The sequence below is a fragment of the Mesobacillus stamsii genome (assembly GCF_030814065.1).
Classification (GTDB): domain Bacteria; phylum Bacillota; class Bacilli; order Bacillales; family Cytobacillaceae; genus Mesobacillus; species Mesobacillus stamsii.
The window spans coordinates 1-15,853 of the sequence record NZ_JAUSUN010000021.1 but is presented as its reverse complement, the minus strand read 5'-3'; the positions used below and the strand labels follow the sequence as shown (position 1 = coordinate 15,853).

16 protein-coding genes are annotated in these 15,853 nt (G+C 42.0%); 7 read left to right on the top strand and 9 right to left on the bottom strand.

Annotation, left to right across the window (positions count from 1 at the left end; genetic code table 11):
* Window positions 1–23: 23 nt before the first annotated feature.
* Window positions 24–983, bottom strand: coding sequence for an NAD(P)H-dependent flavin oxidoreductase (locus tag J2S25_RS14760; RefSeq protein WP_044395023.1), 960 nt, complete (start codon window positions 981–983; stop codon window positions 24–26).
* A gap of 193 nt (window positions 984–1,176) precedes the next feature.
* Between J2S25_RS14760 and J2S25_RS14755 the strand changes: the two genes are divergently transcribed.
* Window positions 1,177–2,646 (top strand): aminotransferase class I/II-fold pyridoxal phosphate-dependent enzyme, encoded by a 1,470-nt coding sequence (locus J2S25_RS14755; protein WP_044395021.1) that lies wholly within the window; start codon window positions 1,177–1,179, stop codon window positions 2,644–2,646.
* Between the two features lie 515 nt (window positions 2,647–3,161).
* Here J2S25_RS14755 and J2S25_RS14750 read toward each other — a convergent pair.
* Window positions 3,162–3,284, bottom strand: coding sequence for a GapA-binding peptide SR1P (locus J2S25_RS14750; protein ID WP_307192267.1), 123 nt, complete (start codon window positions 3,282–3,284; stop codon window positions 3,162–3,164).
* A gap of 196 nt (window positions 3,285–3,480) precedes the next feature.
* Window positions 3,481–3,780: a DUF3055 domain-containing protein gene (locus J2S25_RS14745; RefSeq protein WP_044393949.1), complete on the bottom strand. Its 300-nt coding sequence runs from the start codon at window positions 3,778–3,780 to the stop codon at window positions 3,481–3,483.
* 159 nt (window positions 3,781–3,939) lie between these two features.
* Between J2S25_RS14745 and J2S25_RS14740 the strand changes: the two genes are divergently transcribed.
* The 3 genes from J2S25_RS14740 (at window position 3,940) to J2S25_RS14730 (ending at window position 5,470) form a co-directional block, all read left to right on the top strand.
* Window positions 3,940–4,374: a DUF1885 family protein gene (locus J2S25_RS14740; protein WP_307192266.1), complete on the top strand. Its 435-nt coding sequence runs from the start codon at window positions 3,940–3,942 to the stop codon at window positions 4,372–4,374.
* Window positions 4,375–4,892: 518 nt separating this feature from the next.
* A complete protein-coding gene (locus tag J2S25_RS14735; RefSeq protein ID WP_307192265.1) occupies window positions 4,893–5,288 on the top strand; it encodes a small peptidoglycan-associated lipoprotein in 396 nt (131 codons plus the stop codon).
* Window positions 5,285–5,470, top strand: coding sequence for an aminoglycoside adenylyltransferase domain-containing protein (locus J2S25_RS14730; RefSeq protein ID WP_084221811.1), 186 nt, complete (start codon window positions 5,285–5,287; stop codon window positions 5,468–5,470). Before J2S25_RS14735 ends, J2S25_RS14730 begins: the two co-directional genes overlap by 4 nt.
* Before the next feature lie 100 nt (window positions 5,471–5,570).
* Here the strand turns inward: J2S25_RS14730 and lpdA are convergent, their stop codons facing one another.
* The 5 genes from lpdA to J2S25_RS14705 all read right to left on the bottom strand — a co-directional run bounded on the left by lpdA (window position 5,571) and on the right by J2S25_RS14705 (window position 11,632).
* Window positions 5,571–6,980 (bottom strand): dihydrolipoyl dehydrogenase, encoded by a 1,410-nt coding sequence (gene lpdA / locus J2S25_RS14725; protein ID WP_307192264.1) that lies wholly within the window; start codon window positions 6,978–6,980, stop codon window positions 5,571–5,573.
* A 3-nt stretch (window positions 6,981–6,983) separates the two neighbouring features.
* Window positions 6,984–8,333, bottom strand: a complete 1,350-nt coding sequence (locus J2S25_RS14720; protein WP_307192263.1) for a dihydrolipoamide acetyltransferase family protein — start codon at window positions 8,331–8,333, stop codon at window positions 6,984–6,986.
* A gap of 29 nt (window positions 8,334–8,362) precedes the next feature.
* Complete coding sequence (locus J2S25_RS14715; protein ID WP_044393934.1) at window positions 8,363–9,340, bottom strand: alpha-ketoacid dehydrogenase subunit beta; 978 nt, start codon at window positions 9,338–9,340, stop codon at window positions 8,363–8,365.
* Window positions 9,341–9,343: 3 nt separating this feature from the next.
* Window positions 9,344–10,459, bottom strand: coding sequence for a pyruvate dehydrogenase (acetyl-transferring) E1 component subunit alpha (gene pdhA, locus J2S25_RS14710; RefSeq protein WP_044393931.1), 1,116 nt, complete (start codon window positions 10,457–10,459; stop codon window positions 9,344–9,346).
* A 498-nt stretch (window positions 10,460–10,957) separates the two neighbouring features.
* Complete coding sequence (locus tag J2S25_RS14705; protein ID WP_307192262.1) at window positions 10,958–11,632, bottom strand: YkyA family protein; 675 nt, start codon at window positions 11,630–11,632, stop codon at window positions 10,958–10,960.
* A gap of 237 nt (window positions 11,633–11,869) precedes the next feature.
* On the opposite strand from J2S25_RS14705, the gene def reads away from it, so the two are divergent.
* A complete protein-coding gene (gene def, locus J2S25_RS14700; protein WP_307192261.1) occupies window positions 11,870–12,424 on the top strand; it encodes a peptide deformylase in 555 nt (184 codons plus the stop codon).
* Between the two features lie 35 nt (window positions 12,425–12,459).
* Here the strand turns inward: def and J2S25_RS14695 are convergent, their stop codons facing one another.
* Window positions 12,460–13,233, bottom strand: a complete 774-nt coding sequence (locus J2S25_RS14695; protein ID WP_307192291.1) for a Cof-type HAD-IIB family hydrolase — start codon at window positions 13,231–13,233, stop codon at window positions 12,460–12,462.
* Between the two features lie 575 nt (window positions 13,234–13,808).
* Between J2S25_RS14695 and J2S25_RS14690 the strand changes: the two genes are divergently transcribed.
* Window positions 13,809–14,021 (top strand): DNA-dependent RNA polymerase subunit epsilon, encoded by a 213-nt coding sequence (locus J2S25_RS14690; protein ID WP_044393924.1) that lies wholly within the window; start codon window positions 13,809–13,811, stop codon window positions 14,019–14,021.
* A gap of 3 nt (window positions 14,022–14,024) precedes the next feature.
* Window positions 14,025–15,728: a ribonuclease J1 gene (rnjA, locus tag J2S25_RS14685; RefSeq protein ID WP_307192260.1), complete on the top strand. Its 1,704-nt coding sequence runs from the start codon at window positions 14,025–14,027 to the stop codon at window positions 15,726–15,728.
* Window positions 15,729–15,853: the final 125 nt, after the last annotated feature.

Genomic DNA, 15,853 nt, shown 5'->3' with positions numbered 1-15,853 from the left:
GCAAGAGCAAGCGGAGCGGAAGTTCATTTTCCAAAAACTGTTCTGATTGCTTCTGCTTCTTTTATCATCCTATCGAAAAGCTCAGCGACTGAAGGAGAATCTTTAATCAAGCCCATCACCTGGCCAGCCCAGCCTAAACCATTCTCCTTGTCTCCTTCATAAATGTATTTACGGTTTGCCGCTCCACTGATCAGTTCCTTCAATTCATCATATCCTCCACCTTGCTTCTCTATTTCGAGGATCTTTTCTGTTAATGGATTGACAATCGCTCTTGCTGGCATGCCCAGTGTTCTTTTTATCACGATCGTATCATTCTCGGTTCCTTCTATTAACCTTTGCTTGTATAACTCGTTCGCATGGACGCATTCCTTTGTGGCAATAAAACGCGTTCCCATTTCAATTCCTTGCGCGCCCAGACTTAGTGCTGCCATCAATCCTCTTCCATCTCCAATTCCCCCTGAAGCGATAACTGGGATGCGGACGGCATCTACTACAGCTGGGATTAACACCATTGTGCCGATATCACTCTTCCCAAGATGCCCCCCGCCTTCCTGCCCGACCACGATCACAGCATCTGCACCGAGCTCTTCTGCTTTCTGTGCCTGCCTTTTAGCAGCGACTAGGACAAGTTTTTTTGCATTGGTTCCTTTTAATTGTTCAAAAATGGGTGCCGGGTTGCCTCCTGTCATCGAGATGACCGGCACACCCTCATCAATGGCGACATCCAAAAAACGGGAAAAAGATCTTCCATGCTGTCCGATCGCAAAATTTACTCCAAATGGCTGGTCAGTAAGCTCTTTCACTTTATGTATTTCTTTTCTTAGCGCCTCAGGATCGGGAAGGGACATCGCCGTGATCTGCCCTAGCCCACCTGCATTTGAAACTGCGGCTGCAAGCTCAGAATAGGCAAGATACGCGAGCCCTCCCTGGATAATCGGGTATTGTATTCCTAACAGGTTCGTCACTTTCGTGCTCCAGTTCATTTTTCCACTCCTCCGCTTGTTTTTTCCATTTCTATTATAAGTGACATCCTTCCTATTTGCTTTAAGAGAATATTGTAATTCTTTGCAAACATCCCGATTAGTGCTATAATGCATTTGTTTTATTTTTTTAGCCGAAAAATAATCATAACCTTTAAAAAGGAAATCCAATAGACTAAAGAGGTGTGATCTTCCATTGTCCCAATACGAAACACCACTATTCACTAGCTTGTTAAAGCACGCAGAAAAGAATCCGATCCAGTTTCATATACCAGGACATAAAAAAGGCAGCGGAATCGATCCTGAGTTTCGTGATTTTATTGGTTTAAATGCGCTATCGATCGACTTGATTAATATCGGCCCACTAGACGATCTCCACTCACCGAAAGGGATTATCAAACAAGCGCAGGAGTTGGCGGCGGAAGCATTCGGTGCTGACCATACTTTTTTCTCCGTACAAGGAACAAGCGGTGCCATCATGACCATGATAATGACTGTCTGCGGCCCTGGCGATAAAATCATCGTACCGCGGAACGTACACAAATCGATCATGTCTGCAATTGTTTTTTCCGGAGCGATTCCGATCTTTATTCATCCGGAGATTGATAAAAAATTAGGCATTTCTCACGGCATATCAACAGACTCTGTTGAAAAAGCACTTGAACAGCACCCTGATGCAAAAGGTTTGCTAGTCATTAATCCAACCTACTTTGGCTTTGCTGCCGATTTAAAAAGGATTGTCGAGATCGCTCATTCATATGATGTTCCGGTACTAGTGGATGAGGCGCACGGCGTGCATATTCACTTCCATGAGGACCTTCCGCTTTCCGCCATGCAGGCAGGAGCTGATATGGCTGCTACAAGCGTGCACAAGCTTGGTGGGTCATTAACGCAAAGCTCCGTACTGAATGTAAAGGAAGGCCTGGTTTCTGCCAAGCGTGTCCAATCGATCATCAGCATGCTGACGACCACATCAACCTCTTATCTGTTGCTAGCATCATTGGATACGGCTCGGAGGAGACTTGCAATTGAAGGAAGAGACCTTATTGACAAGACGATCAAATTGGCTCAATGGATTCGTGAGCAGATAAACGAGATCGAGCATCTTTACTGTCCTGGTGAGGACCTGCTTGGTACAAATGCGACTTATGATTTTGATCCGACAAAAGTGCTCATCAGCATCAAGGATTTAAATATCTCAGGATATGATGTCGAAAATTGGCTTCGCGAAAAATATAATATTGAAGTGGAACTTTCTGATCTGTATAATATCCTTTGTCTCATCACACCTGGTGATACACAAAAAGAAGCAGATATTCTTGTAGCTGCAATGCGTGAACTTTCAAGGGAATTCCACCACCTCGCTGCGAAGGTCCATGCAGAGGTGATGTTGCCTGATATTCCATTATTGGCTTTAACACCAAGAAATGCATTTTACGCTGATACAGAAGTGGTACCTGTAGAAGAATCAGAGGGACGAATCATTGCCGAATTCGTAATGGTATATCCTCCAGGTATCCCAATCTTCATCCCAGGTGAAATTATCACGAAAGAAAATCTAGTGTATATCAAGACAAACAGGGAAGCTGGCCTTCCTGTACAAGGCCCTGAGGACGACGAACTTCACTCATTCCGAGTGATCAAAGAACACAAAGCGATAAAATAAAAACAAAAAGCGCAAGCGCCTCGAACAGCCCCGACAAGCGCTGCCCGCCTAAGACGCCACGTCTTGTGGTTGGCGGGACTAGCACATCCTGTGCCTCGGAGAGCCGACCAGTGAAGTCGTTCTTTGACTTCACCTGAGCGGACCGAAACCGAAAAGTATAGCTGACTGCCCAGAAACGCAGAAACCGGAGACTCCACCAGCAGAAGCGCTTGTTGCTTCTGCTGGCGGAGTTGAAGTTTAGGAGTTTCTAGGAGGCGACACTAGACAATTCGAAATGCGAAGGCGACTGTTCAACTCCGACAAGCGCTGGAGGGCCTGACAGTGAAGTCGTTCTTTGACTTCATTGGCAGGACCAGGACCGAAGCGTCTCGAGGAGTTAGGAGCCGCAGCTAGACAAGCGACTCGAGGGGCTAGGCGCTGGAGCTAGATTAAGAAAACTACATGTAGTTATCCACAACTAGACAATTTCCTAAACAAAAACAAAGGCATGCATCTTGCATGCCTTTTGATTGATTTTATCTTTCTTGTGCGTCTTCCTGATTACAGCAGTTACATTTTTTTGAATATAACACCGTTACTTTCTCATCTTCGAAATGGTCAATGGTAGAATTGCAAGTTTGACATACGATTGTGCCCATTCTTTTTAAACCCCTTTTCATTTTGAATTTTGAAAGCGTTTTAATGTTCTGTAATTCCATAATAATATAACATTATTAAATTTTCAAGCTTATATTGTATAACACTTTTACTTTTTTCGAAATTTATTATGACGGATAAATTCAATTGAATAATTATAAAAAACAGACCTGAACCAGGCCTGTTCTCTTTTGTACCTTATTCATATTGAGTCTGGAATGGGACTGTAGGCAATTCTTCATTAAAAAATAACGCAAGTTCCTCAGCCTGCCGGACTTCTGTAATATGGAATGCTTTCTGCAAATATTCGATGTTTTCTATGTCCTTTGGGTCGAGGAGTGCCGAGCGACCTGTCTGCATGCAAACTACAAGCGGTTTTCCGAAAAACATATTGGTGTAAATGAATCCAAAGTCATAGCGGGTGTCATAGGTGGTAAACCCCACAAATCGAACATGAACCTTTTCGTGCTCATCATAAAGCTTCTCGAAATGTTCCATATGCCTCCTCCTTTTTAAATAAATATTTAGAATATTATTATAATTTATTTTTGACAAAAAGGCAAGTATGTGTAAAGGAAAAAAGCTTATCTTCTATTGTCAACACTTTTTCAGGAGTGATAAAATAGGGTGGAATAGTCAGGAAAAGGGGATTGGACGATGTCTAGTAATGCTTATATAAAACTTGTTCCATCATCATCTCAGCAAGCCATTTCCACAGAAGAATTGAAGGATTTGTTTCATTATTACAAAGAAATCACCTCAAAGACAGGCGAACAGGTGGATTGGAATTACGGAAATACAGCCTTTCCATATGAATTGAAGGAAAAAGAAACTGGGAAAGGTACCTGGTTTTACCTGCAATCATCACAGGACCGTTACAATTCGATTCTAATTGGCGTCGATCAGGAAATCATCGCTGATGAGGACGGCACGGAACGCGAACAAACATACATACAAATCACCCTTCCGCCCACTGCAACGGCTGGTGATAAGGGCAAAGCAAATGAGTTTAGCAAGTTTATCGGAAAAAAATTGCAGGGCGAACTGCATTTATTCAATGGAAGAGTCATGTACTTCTATCCACGAAAATAGGGTTCAGAAACGGCTGCTAGTGCAGCCGTTTTTTTTCTTTTCTTGGAAGCGGCCTCGATGCTTTGCTTGTCCGACTCCTGCCTTGCTTGAAATTATATAAGGTGAGACATTGTAAAGTGAAAAGCCACATAAAACGAAAGACTCATCATAGTGAGAAAAAATGTCTTCCATGTTGATTTGATTATATAATTTCCAATTATTATTGCCAGATAAAAAAACACCATAAACATCATTCCATTGTAAATCGGATGATCATGTTTGGATAACCATTCCGTTAAGGTATATCCACTCCATATGAGTGATTGAAGCAGGAAAACCGTATAGACCTTCAAACCCTCCACCACCTAGTTTGTTTTTCCCGACCAGTCTTTTACTAGTATATGTAAAGGACAAATGAATATTTTTCATTTATGTAACATTTCTATAACATTCCATTCTTTTGGAAATGGCTATGATAGAATAAGTGCAACTGATTACCCGAGAGGCAACAGAATCTGATTAAAGTGAGGCAAAGATAAATGAAAAGCTTATCTTTTATTTTTGTCGCTGCGTTCCTTTTTCTGACCGCTTCATGCAATTCAGGCAATAATTCAGATAAGCTTAAGCTAAACGAAGATAGAAACCAGGTTGTCTTCTTTTCAGATGAAAAGAATTACAAGCAAGAATCATCGTATTATGATGCCATCATAGAATTAAAGCAGAAATATCCAATAGTTTTTGATAAGATTGTTGTCATTCCAGCTGCAAATGCAAATCAATACGATAACTTGCTGAAAGAAAAAAGATTTCCAGCCATCCTGATCGTCCATCGTGATCAAGTACTTGCAAATGTAAATGGAAGTGCTACAAAAGAACAAATCATAGAGGCAATCTCCGCTGTATTGACAAATGATTCTGAAAATACCAAACAATAAGACCGGGCAAACTGCGCCCAGTCCTTTTTTTTATTTCTTCTAAAAAAGAAGCTGGTGACTGGGGATTATTAACCCTACCAAAAGAGATGACTAATACGATTAGTAAAGCTAACGGGTGTTATGCGAATGAAAAAAACACTTATCATTTCGAGAAAGATGAACTCTTGTTTTTTAAAAATTAGTGTCAGAAACTGTTCAGCCTAGTTAGCAATATCTGCCTTTGTTTTCTTAGTCTCTAAAATAAAAAATCCTTCCCATTAGGGAAGGATTTTTTATTTTAGGCTATTTTAAGATATGAATTGGATTTCCTAGTGCTACTTCTGCTGCTTCCATTGTAATTTCGCCTAATGTTGGGTGAGCATGGATGGTCATAGCTAGATCTTCAGCAGTCATGCCTGCTTCGATTGCCAAACCAAGTTCCGCAATCATGTCGGAAGCATTAGGACCAGCTATTTGCGCCCCGACAACAATATCATCTTCTTTGCGCGTAATTAGCTTCAAGAAGCCGTCTGTCTGGTTAAGTGACAGCGCACGGCCATTTGCTGCAAATGGAAACTTCGATGCATTCACTTCGATGCCAGCATCTTTCGCTTCTTTTTCCGAGTAGCCAACAGAAGCTAGTTCTGGATCAGAGAATACAACAGCCGGAATTGCCAGATAATCGATTTCAGAAGGGTGCCCAGCGATTGCTTCAGCTGCAATTTTGCCTTCGTAAGATGCCTTATGAGCGAGCGGCGGTCCTTCGACAATGTCGCCGATTGCGTAAATATTGCTGACATTCGTGCGGCATTGCTTGTCGATTTTGATCACACCACAATCAGTCATTTCAATTCCTACTTGCTCAAGTCCAAGCTCGTCTGTGTTTGGCTTTCTGCCTACCATCACAAATACATAATCTGCTTGGACTTTTTGCTCTTCGCCTTTCACTTCATAGCTAACCGTTACGCCAGTTTCCGTTTCTTCCACACCTTTAGCAAGTGCCTTCGTGATGATATCTGCACCTTTTTTCTTAAGATTCTTTTTCACAAGGGAGGACATTTGCTTTTCGAAGCCGTTAAGGATTTCGTCAGCACCCTCAAGGATGGTTACCTTTGTGCCAAAGCTTGCATACGCACCGCCAAGCTCTGTTCCGATATAGCCTCCGCCGATGACAACGATGCTTTCTGGCAGCTCCTGAAGATTCAAGGCACCAGTAGAATCGAGCACACGCTTAGAGAATTTAAACGCCGGAATTTCAATTGGACGAGATCCAGTCGCAATGATTGCATTTTTGAATGTGTATGTCTGTGCTGAATTTTCATCCATGACACGAATGGTGTTAGCATCAACAAAGTATGCTTCGCCTCTGACGATGTCAATCTTATTGCCTTTCAATAAACCTTCAACGCCGCCAGTCAATTTTTTCACTACCCCAGCCTTAAACTCCTGGACTTTTGAAAAATCAAGCGTGACGTTTTCCGCTATGACTCCCATATCTTCCGAATGCTTGGCATTTTCAAATCTGTGTCCAGCTGAAATCAAAGCTTTCGAAGGGATACAGCCAACGTTCAAGCATACCCCACCAAGAATTGCTTTTTCGACGATCGTTACTTTCTGGCCCAACTGGGCAGCGCGAATGGCTGCCACATATCCGCCAGGTCCGGCACCAATGACAAGAGTATCCGTTTCGATTGGAAAATCTCCTACTACCATTTATTATCCCTCCATTAACATTAGTTCTGGATCGTTCAACAGGCGCTTAATATGATTCAATGCATGCTGTGCTGTTGCACCATCGATCATGCGGTGATCGAAGCTTAAGGATAGCGCAAGTACTGGAGCTGCAACAATCTCTCCATCCTTAACCACAGGCTTTTCTGCGATACGTCCAATTCCTAGGATGGCAACTTCCGGGTGGTTGATGACCGGAGTAAACCATTGTCCACCAGCAGAACCGATGTTCGTAATGGTGCAAGATGCACCTTTCATTTCATCTGGAGCAAGTTTGCCATCACGTGCTTTTCCAGCAAGCTCGTTAATTTCATTTGAAATGAAGAATATAGACTTGCGGTCAGCATCTTTTACGACAGGTACAAGCAATCCTTTTTCCGTATCAGCTGCAATTCCGATATTGTAATAGTGCTTGTGAATAATTTCGCTTGTTGCATCATCTAAAGAAGTGTTCAATGCTGGATATTCACGTAATGCACTTGTTAATGCTTTTACCACATAAGGAAGGAAGGTAAGCTTAATTCCTTTTTCAGCGGCCACTTCTTTGAACTTCTTGCGGTGTGCAACAAGCTTCGTTACGTCCACCTCATCCATCAAGGTAACGTGTGGAGCTGTATGCTTAGAGTTAACCATTGCCTTGGCAATTGCTTTTCTGATTCCGCTCATTTTCTCGCGAGTCTCAGGGTATTGCCCTTCTGGGATAGGCTGAGCTGCTTTAGGAGCAGCTTGCGTTTCTGCTGCTTGTGCTTGTTCAGTCTGAGGTGCAGCGGCTGCAGTGGCTCCTCCACTTAGGAAGCTGTCCACATCATTTTTCAGGACGCGGCTATTTTTACCTGAACCGGCAACCTGACGAATATCAACGCCTTTTTCACGTGCATATTTACGAACAGATGGCATTGCTACGATGCGGCGGTTAGGGTCTATATCTGCCTGAGGTGCAGCGGCAGCACCAGCGCCAGTGGCACCTGCAGGAGCAGGGGCTTCTGTTGCTTCTTTGTCGACTTTCTGTCCAGCTTCCATTGTAGATTGAACCTGTGCTTCTGTTTTCTCAGCTGGTGTATGTTCTTCTTCCCCTTTGAATTTAAGATCTTCATATCCCGGGGCGTCAAAGGTAACGAGAACTTGTCCTACTGTTGCAACTGTTCCTTCCTCCACTAAAACTTCTTCGACTGTACCTGCTACTGGGGAAGGAATTTCTACTACTGCTTTATCATTTTGTACTTCGCAAAGTACATCGTCTTCCTGAACTTGATCGCCAGGTTTTATAAACCATTTGACGATTTCACCTTCGTGAATACCTTCGCCGATGTCTGGCAGCTTAAATTGAAATGCCAATGGGATTCACCCTCCTAAATTTTTTTGAATTAAAATTCCAGAACTTTCTTAGCTGTTTCGACTACATCCTTATAGTTTGGCAGCCATACAGTTTCTGCTTGAGAAAATGAGAATACTGTATCAGGTGCAGTCACTCTTAAAACTGGTGCTTCAAGGCTTAGGATAGCGCGGTCATTGATTTCTGCAACAATTTGGCTAGCCATGCCAGCCTGTTTTTGTGCTTCTTGAACAACGATCGCTCTTCCTGTTTTTTCAACAGAAGCAATGATTGTTTCAATATCGAAAGGCATCACCGTTCTTAAATCAACTACTTCTACAGAATGTCCTTCTTTTTCAAGTTCTTCTGCAGCCTTTAATGATTCATGGACCATTGCTCCATAAGTGATGATGGATAGGTCTTTCCCTTCACGCTTTACATCTGCTTTGCCAAGAGGGATTGTATATTCTTCTTCTGGAACTTCCTGACGGAATGAGCGATAGAGCTTCATATGCTCAAGGAAAATGACGGGATCGTTGTCACGAATCGCTGAAATCAACAGGCCTTTTGCATCATATGGAGTCGAAGGAATAACAACCTTCAAGCCTGGCTGTTGGGCAACCATGCCCTCGAGGTTGTCAGCGTGCATTTCTGGTGTATGTACACCTCCCCCAAACGGTGAACGGATGGTTACTGGTGAACTGTAACGGCCGCCGGAACGGTAACGCATTCGAGCCATTTGACCTGCAATGGAATCCATTGCCTCAAACACGAAGCCGAAGAACTGGATCTCCGGAACCGGACGATAACCTTGCAATGCAAGACCGATTGCCAGTCCGCCAATACCTGATTCTGCGAGCGGCGTATCAAACACACGGTCTTCCCCAAACTCTTTTTGCAGACCTTCTGTCGCACGGAACACACCGCCGTTGACACCAACGTCTTCCCCGAATACAAGGACATTGGGATCATTTTTCAATTCTACGCGAAGAGCGTCTGTAATTGCTTGAATCATTGTCATTTGAGCCATGGCTTACTTCGACTCCTTCTCTTTGTAAATTTCATATTGTTCTTTTAGGTTGTCAGGCATTTCATCATACATAATCTCCATCAAGTCTGTGACTTTCTGCTTTGGAGTGTCATCCGCTTCTTTAATTGCGATTTTGATTTCTTCTTTTGCTCTTTCGATTGTTTCATTTTCCATTTCTTCTGTCCACAGATTCTTCTTCTCGAGGAATTTGCGGAAACGGACTAACGGATCTTTCTTTTCCCATTCATTGTCCAAATCAGAAGTACGGTAACGGGTTGGGTCATCCCCAGCCATTGTATGTGGACCATAGCGGTAAGTCATCGTTTCAATCAAAGTTGGACCTTCTCCGTTTACAGCGCGCTGTCGTGCTTCAAGTGTTACTGCATAGACTGCAAGCGGATCCATTCCGTCTACCTGAATACCAGGAATGCCTGCTGCAACTGCTTTTTGCGCAATTGTCTGAGCAGCAGTCTGCTTTTCTACTGGAGTAGAGATCGCAAAGCGGTTATTTTGAACAAAGAAAATTGCTGGTGCTTTATATGCCCCCGCAAAGTTGATGCCTTCGTAGAAGTCACCTTGAGAGGAACCGCCATCACCTGTGTAGGTCACAGCAACTGCTTGAGCACCGCGTTTTTTCATTCCAAGCGCAACACCGGCAGCCTGAACATATTGGGCACCAATGATGATTTGAGGGGAAATCACGTTTACCCCTTCAGGTATTTGATTGCCTTTAAAGTGACCGCGTGAGAACAAAAATGCCTGTGTAAGCGGAAGACCATGCCAGATAATCTGAGGTACATCGCGGTAACCCGGAAGAATAAAGTCTTCTTTTTCAAGGGCGAATTGGGATGCAATCTGGGAAGCTTCCTGCCCAGCTGTCGGCGCATAGAATCCAAGACGTCCTTGGCGGTTCAGCGAAATAGAACGCTGATCCAAAATCCTTGTGTAAACCATGCGTGTCATCAATTCTTGTAACTGCTCATCCGAAAGCTCTGGCATTGCCGCTTCATTTACGACTTCGCCCTCTTCATTTAAAATCTGGAACATTTCAAATTGGCTTTCGATGTTCTCGAGCTGCTTTTTTGCATCAATTGTGTTGTTTTTCGTTTTAGATGCCATTAGAGCCACCTCTTCCTTTCTACCTTATAAATTTAATTATCTATCCAAAAATAGGGTACCCAATCTCATGATTCATTTCCTCGGGTAGAAAAACACATTTGGAGCGAACCGATTCTCTAATAGATTGCCGAACACAAAGGCTTAATATGTGCAAGCACCATTCTATAGTTTTCCACAGAAGCACAATAAAAAAACGCATTATTTTCTTCATCCAAGATTCCTGTGGTCTGTATTAGTAAAATCCATGAACAGAGTAATACAATTTCGCTCTTTCGTTTTTTAGTTTACATCACGAAAATTACTCCGTCAAATACTATGTTTTATCTTTTATAATTTTAATCATCATCGTTATATTATTATCCTAAAAAAGAAACTGTACTATTCTTTGTTAATTCCTGTATTATAGTAATTTGCATATCGATAAAACTGTGTTAACGACCATTTTACAAGCCGTAAAAAAAACCGCCTTTTTCCGGATAAAAGCGGTTTACGTTCTTCCTATTCTTTCTTCTCCGGGCTGACTTCTATCCCGGCTTTTTCATAAAAAGCTAGTTTTTCTTTATTATACTGGTCAGTTTGATCATTGAATTCCTGGTTGTCTTTCAGCACGGTTTCATAGATCCCATTTACTTTATTGACTTGCTTTTCCAGGTTCTCAAAGCTTAATTCTTTATCCTTCAGCATTTCATAAAGCTCTTTGTCATATTGAAGGCCAAGTTTATAATTTTTATACAGGTCATCATGTATTTCATACCGTTTTATCATCGTTGTCCTTAATTCATTTGCCTGCTGTTTTACACCAGTGTCCTTTATTTCTTCCAAAATTTTGTCAATGTTTCTGAATTCTTTCCGTGATTCCTCAATGCTTTCTTTTTCCTTATCAATATGCTCCGCCCTTTTGTCGGCATTTGCCAGCGCCTCATCAGCCAGCTTTACAATTTGATCATATTCTTTCATGCCAAGCGAAATGATCTTTTCATATATTTCTTTTTCCTTTGTTTCCAATTCAACAAGCGGATTTTGCTGATCTTCAAAGGTCTTTTCAATGGAAACGACCTTTTCTAGCTCTACAAACATTTTTTCCTCAGGGGACTGCTTGTTCAAACACCCAGCCAGACTCAAAAAACTAGCGATCATTATCATTGCGAAACTTATTTTTCGGAATAAAGACAAAATAATACCCTCCTCACCTATATCAATTTTACCATAGCGATTTCCATTAGATTTGACAATAGGATAAAATTCCGTAGAAGCCTAAATATGCTTGTCCTATCCGTAATTATATTCTCTGATAAAGCGATATATGCTTTTTGCTATCTCTCTAATTTTTGTAGGAAAGGCTTGCGAATAGTTAACTTTTCGTCATACATTTGTTAGACTTAACATTATTACATAGTAGAGGTGAAAGAAATGTTGACGATGGATGATATCGTCCGTGATGGACATCCTGCACTCAGAAAAGTCGCAGAAGAAGTTTCCATGCCTCCTTCACAGGAAGATAAAACAATACTGCAAAGCTTGATGGAGTACGTGATAAACAGCCAAAACCCAGAGATCGTACAAAAATACGGACTGCGCCCGGGTATCGGGCTTGCTGCTCCCCAGATAAATGTTTCGAAAAGAATGATTGCTGTCCATTTAACGGATGAGAAAGATAACTTGATCAGTTATGCTCTTTTCAACCCGAAAATCATCAGTCATTCAGTGGAACGTTCTTATCTGACAGCTGGCGAAGGTTGTCTTTCTGTCGATGAGGCAATCCCTGGATATGTTCCGAGATATGCAAGGGTGACTGTAAGAGGAATTGACCTTGAAGGGCAAGAAGTGAAGCTCCGGCTTAAAGGCCTTCCCGCTATTGTCTTCCAGCATGAAATCGACCACTTGAACGGAATCATGTTTTACGATCATATCAATAAGCAGGATCCATTTGCCGACCTCCCAAATGCTGTCCCGGTAGAAAAATAAAAGCCGAATCGAATTCGATTCGGCTTTTTTACAACTTAAATCAAATTTAACTTCTTCAAGCCATGCCAGATTCCATCGTCATCGACATCTCGGGTTATCATATTGGCAAGTTCCTTTAGTTGTGGCACAGCATTTCCCATCGCAACACCTGTTCCCGCAGCTTCCAGCATTTCCAGATCATTCAAGCCATCGCCGAACGCATACACATCCTCAGGCCTGAAAGACAGCCTTTCGATCATCTTCTTAATACCTTCTGCCTTGGACCCGCCTGCAGGAAGGACATCCACTGAATACGGATGCCAGCGGATAAAAGTAAACTCCGGATAATTCTCCTCGTAAAACTTCTCCTTGCCTTCTTCACAAAACAGAAGTGTTTGGAACAAGTCCCTGTCTACGTAAAATTGTTCATCATACTCCGGATGGGCAAATTTCAGTCCTCCCAGACTCGTTTCAATAAAATCGTGATGCTTTACAGCTGACTTCATCGTTTGATGATCCATGAAAACGACCGGGTGTCCCTGGTATGCAGCCTCTTTGTAAAGCTCCTGTATTTTTTGGTTGTTCAAAGCGTTTTGATATATCGGCTCCCCTTCAAAAACCACGTATTGTCCATTAAAGCTCACAAAAGAATCGATATCGAGCTCCTTGAGAAGATTTTCAAACATGAACGGAGCTCTCCCAGTTGCAATAGCAACAAATACATCATTCTCTTTTAGTTTTTTAATTGCTTCCTTAGTGGAAGCAGGCAGATTTTTATCATGGTCCAAAAGTGTGCCATCAATATCAAAAAATACAATTTTACTCATGATTCTCTCCTTCAAATTTTTTATCATATAATCCCGGTAGTTTACCAAACTGCAAAGTGTATGTACAGGAAAATGAAGCATAAAGCCTGGCAAGCAATTGACAATTTATGCAATTCCATCAAAACCCATGAAAATAACTGCTGTTTCATCATATAATATAAACAAAAAGATCGTTTTTGAAAATAAACTTTGTTAAACCTTTCCTTGTTTGCTTTACATTGGACAAGGATAGTTTAAAATAAGTAGTAAGGAGATGATCCACTATGTTAAAGAAGCTCAGAAAGAAGCTCTTAAAACAGTGGAAAGATTTGCTTCGTAAAAAAACAATCGCCTAACTTTTTGAGCCCTTCAAACTTGCGAAGGGCTCCTTCCTTATTGTAAATTGGTTAATAGCGAAAAAAATACGTTCGGCTTAATATTACTATTGTCATTTTATTTAGGGCTAAGATAAAACGGATTTCAAACCCACAACAAATGTCTATGCTGCAAATACAGCCGGCATTCGTCCTGTCATGAAATCAGTTTTAAGACGGCATCCTGTAAAATAGAAAAAATTTATTAAAGGAGAGAGATTTTTCATGGTTTTTAAAGTTTACTTCCAGGAATCTAACAAGCAAGTACCAGTTCGCGAAAAAACACAAACTATTTATATTGAAGCGGACTCTGAAAGAGAAGTACGGACAAAAATTATTGACCGCCAGTATAATATTGAATACGTCGAGGCAGTTGAGGGTAATTATTTGCAATATGAAAAACAAAAAAAAGACTTTGAAGTATTGGAGATCGAATAATTTATGAAATTTGTAAAAAATGACCAAACAGCCGTTTTTGCGCTCGGAGGATTGGGTGAAATCGGCAAGAACACGTATGGAGTACAGTTTCAGGATGAAATTATTTTAATTGATGCAGGCATCAAATTCCCGGAAGATGAATTGCTGGGAATTGATTATGTGATCCCGGACTACTCCTATCTCGTAAAAAATGAAGACAAAATCAAAGGACTGTTTATCACTCACGGTCATGAAGATCATATCGGCGGTATTCCTTATTTGCTTCGCGAAATCAATGTCCCGATTTATGGTGGAAAATTAGCACTCGGCCTAATTAAAAACAAGCTGGAAGAACATGGTCTGCTACGGAAGACGAAGCTGATAGAAATTGAAGAAGAAGAGATCATCAAATTCCGCAAGACATCCGTTTCGTTTTTCAGAACAACACATAGTATTCCGGATTCATATGGGATTGTTGTCAAAACACCACCAGGACAAATCGTGCATACCGGGGATTTTAAATTTGACTTTACCCCAGTAGGAGAACCGGCCAATCTTACCAAAATGGCGGAAATCGGCAAGGAAGGCGTCCTTTGCTTGCTGTCTGATAGCACAAATGCCGAGGTGCCTAACTTCACAATGTCGGAACGCCGTGTAGGGGAAAGCATTCACGATATTTTCCGGAAAGTAGACGGTCGGGTTATATTCGCTACTTTTGCTTCGAACATCCATAGACTGCAGCAAGTGACCGAGGCGGCAGTCGCGAATGGCAGAAAAGTTGCCGTGTTCGGCCGAAGCATGGAATCAGCGATCACTATTGGCCAGGAGCTGGGCTATATCAGTGCTCCTAAGGATACATTCATTGAATCACAGCAAATCAACCGACTTCCCGCCAACCAAGTCACGATTCTTTGTACGGGAAGCCAGGGGGAGCCTATGGCCGCACTATCTCGTATTGCCAATGGGACACATCGTCAAATCCAGATTCAGCCAGGGGATACAGTTGTCTTCTCGTCTTCCCCTATCCCAGGGAATACGATCAGCATCAATAGGACTATCAACCTGCTGTCCCGTGCTGGTGCGGATGTCATCTATGGTTCATTAAATGATATTCATACTTCGGGACATGGCGGCCAGGAAGAGCAAAAGCTAATGCTGCGCTTGATCAAACCGAAATATTTTATGCCAATTCACGGTGAATTCCGGATGCAGAAGATGCATAGCAAGCTTGCTGTTGACTGTGGAGTGCCTGAAGAAAATTGCTTCATCATGGATAATGGCGAAGTTCTTGCACTAGGCGACAATGAGGTAGGTGTTGCTGGCAAAATTCCATCCGGCAATGTATATATTGATGGAAGCGGAGTAGGCGACATTGGCAATATCGTTCTGCGCGACCGTCGGATATTGTCAGAAGAAGGCCTTGTCGTTGTGGTTGTGAGCATCAATATGAAGGAATTCAAAATTGCTGCTGGCCCTGATTTGATTTCTCGCGGATTTGTCTATATGAGGGAATCCGGGGATCTGATCAATGATGCCCAAAGCTTAATTCAAAAACACTTAAATAAGGTGATGGAAAGAAAAACTACTCAATGGTCTGAAATCAAAAACGAAATCACTGATACACTTGCACCGTTTCTATATGAAAAAACAAAACGCCGACCAATGAAGTCGTTCTTTGACTTCATTGGGCGGACCGAAGCGACTCGAGGGGCTAGGCGCTGGAGCTAGACAATTCTCAAAGTGAATTTTATACTTTCTTACTTGAGTCTTGCATTTTTTGAAATATCACCTAAAAAAGGCCGCACTAAAATAAGGTTAAAGCTATGTGGTTTTTAAGCCGACAATTTTAGACA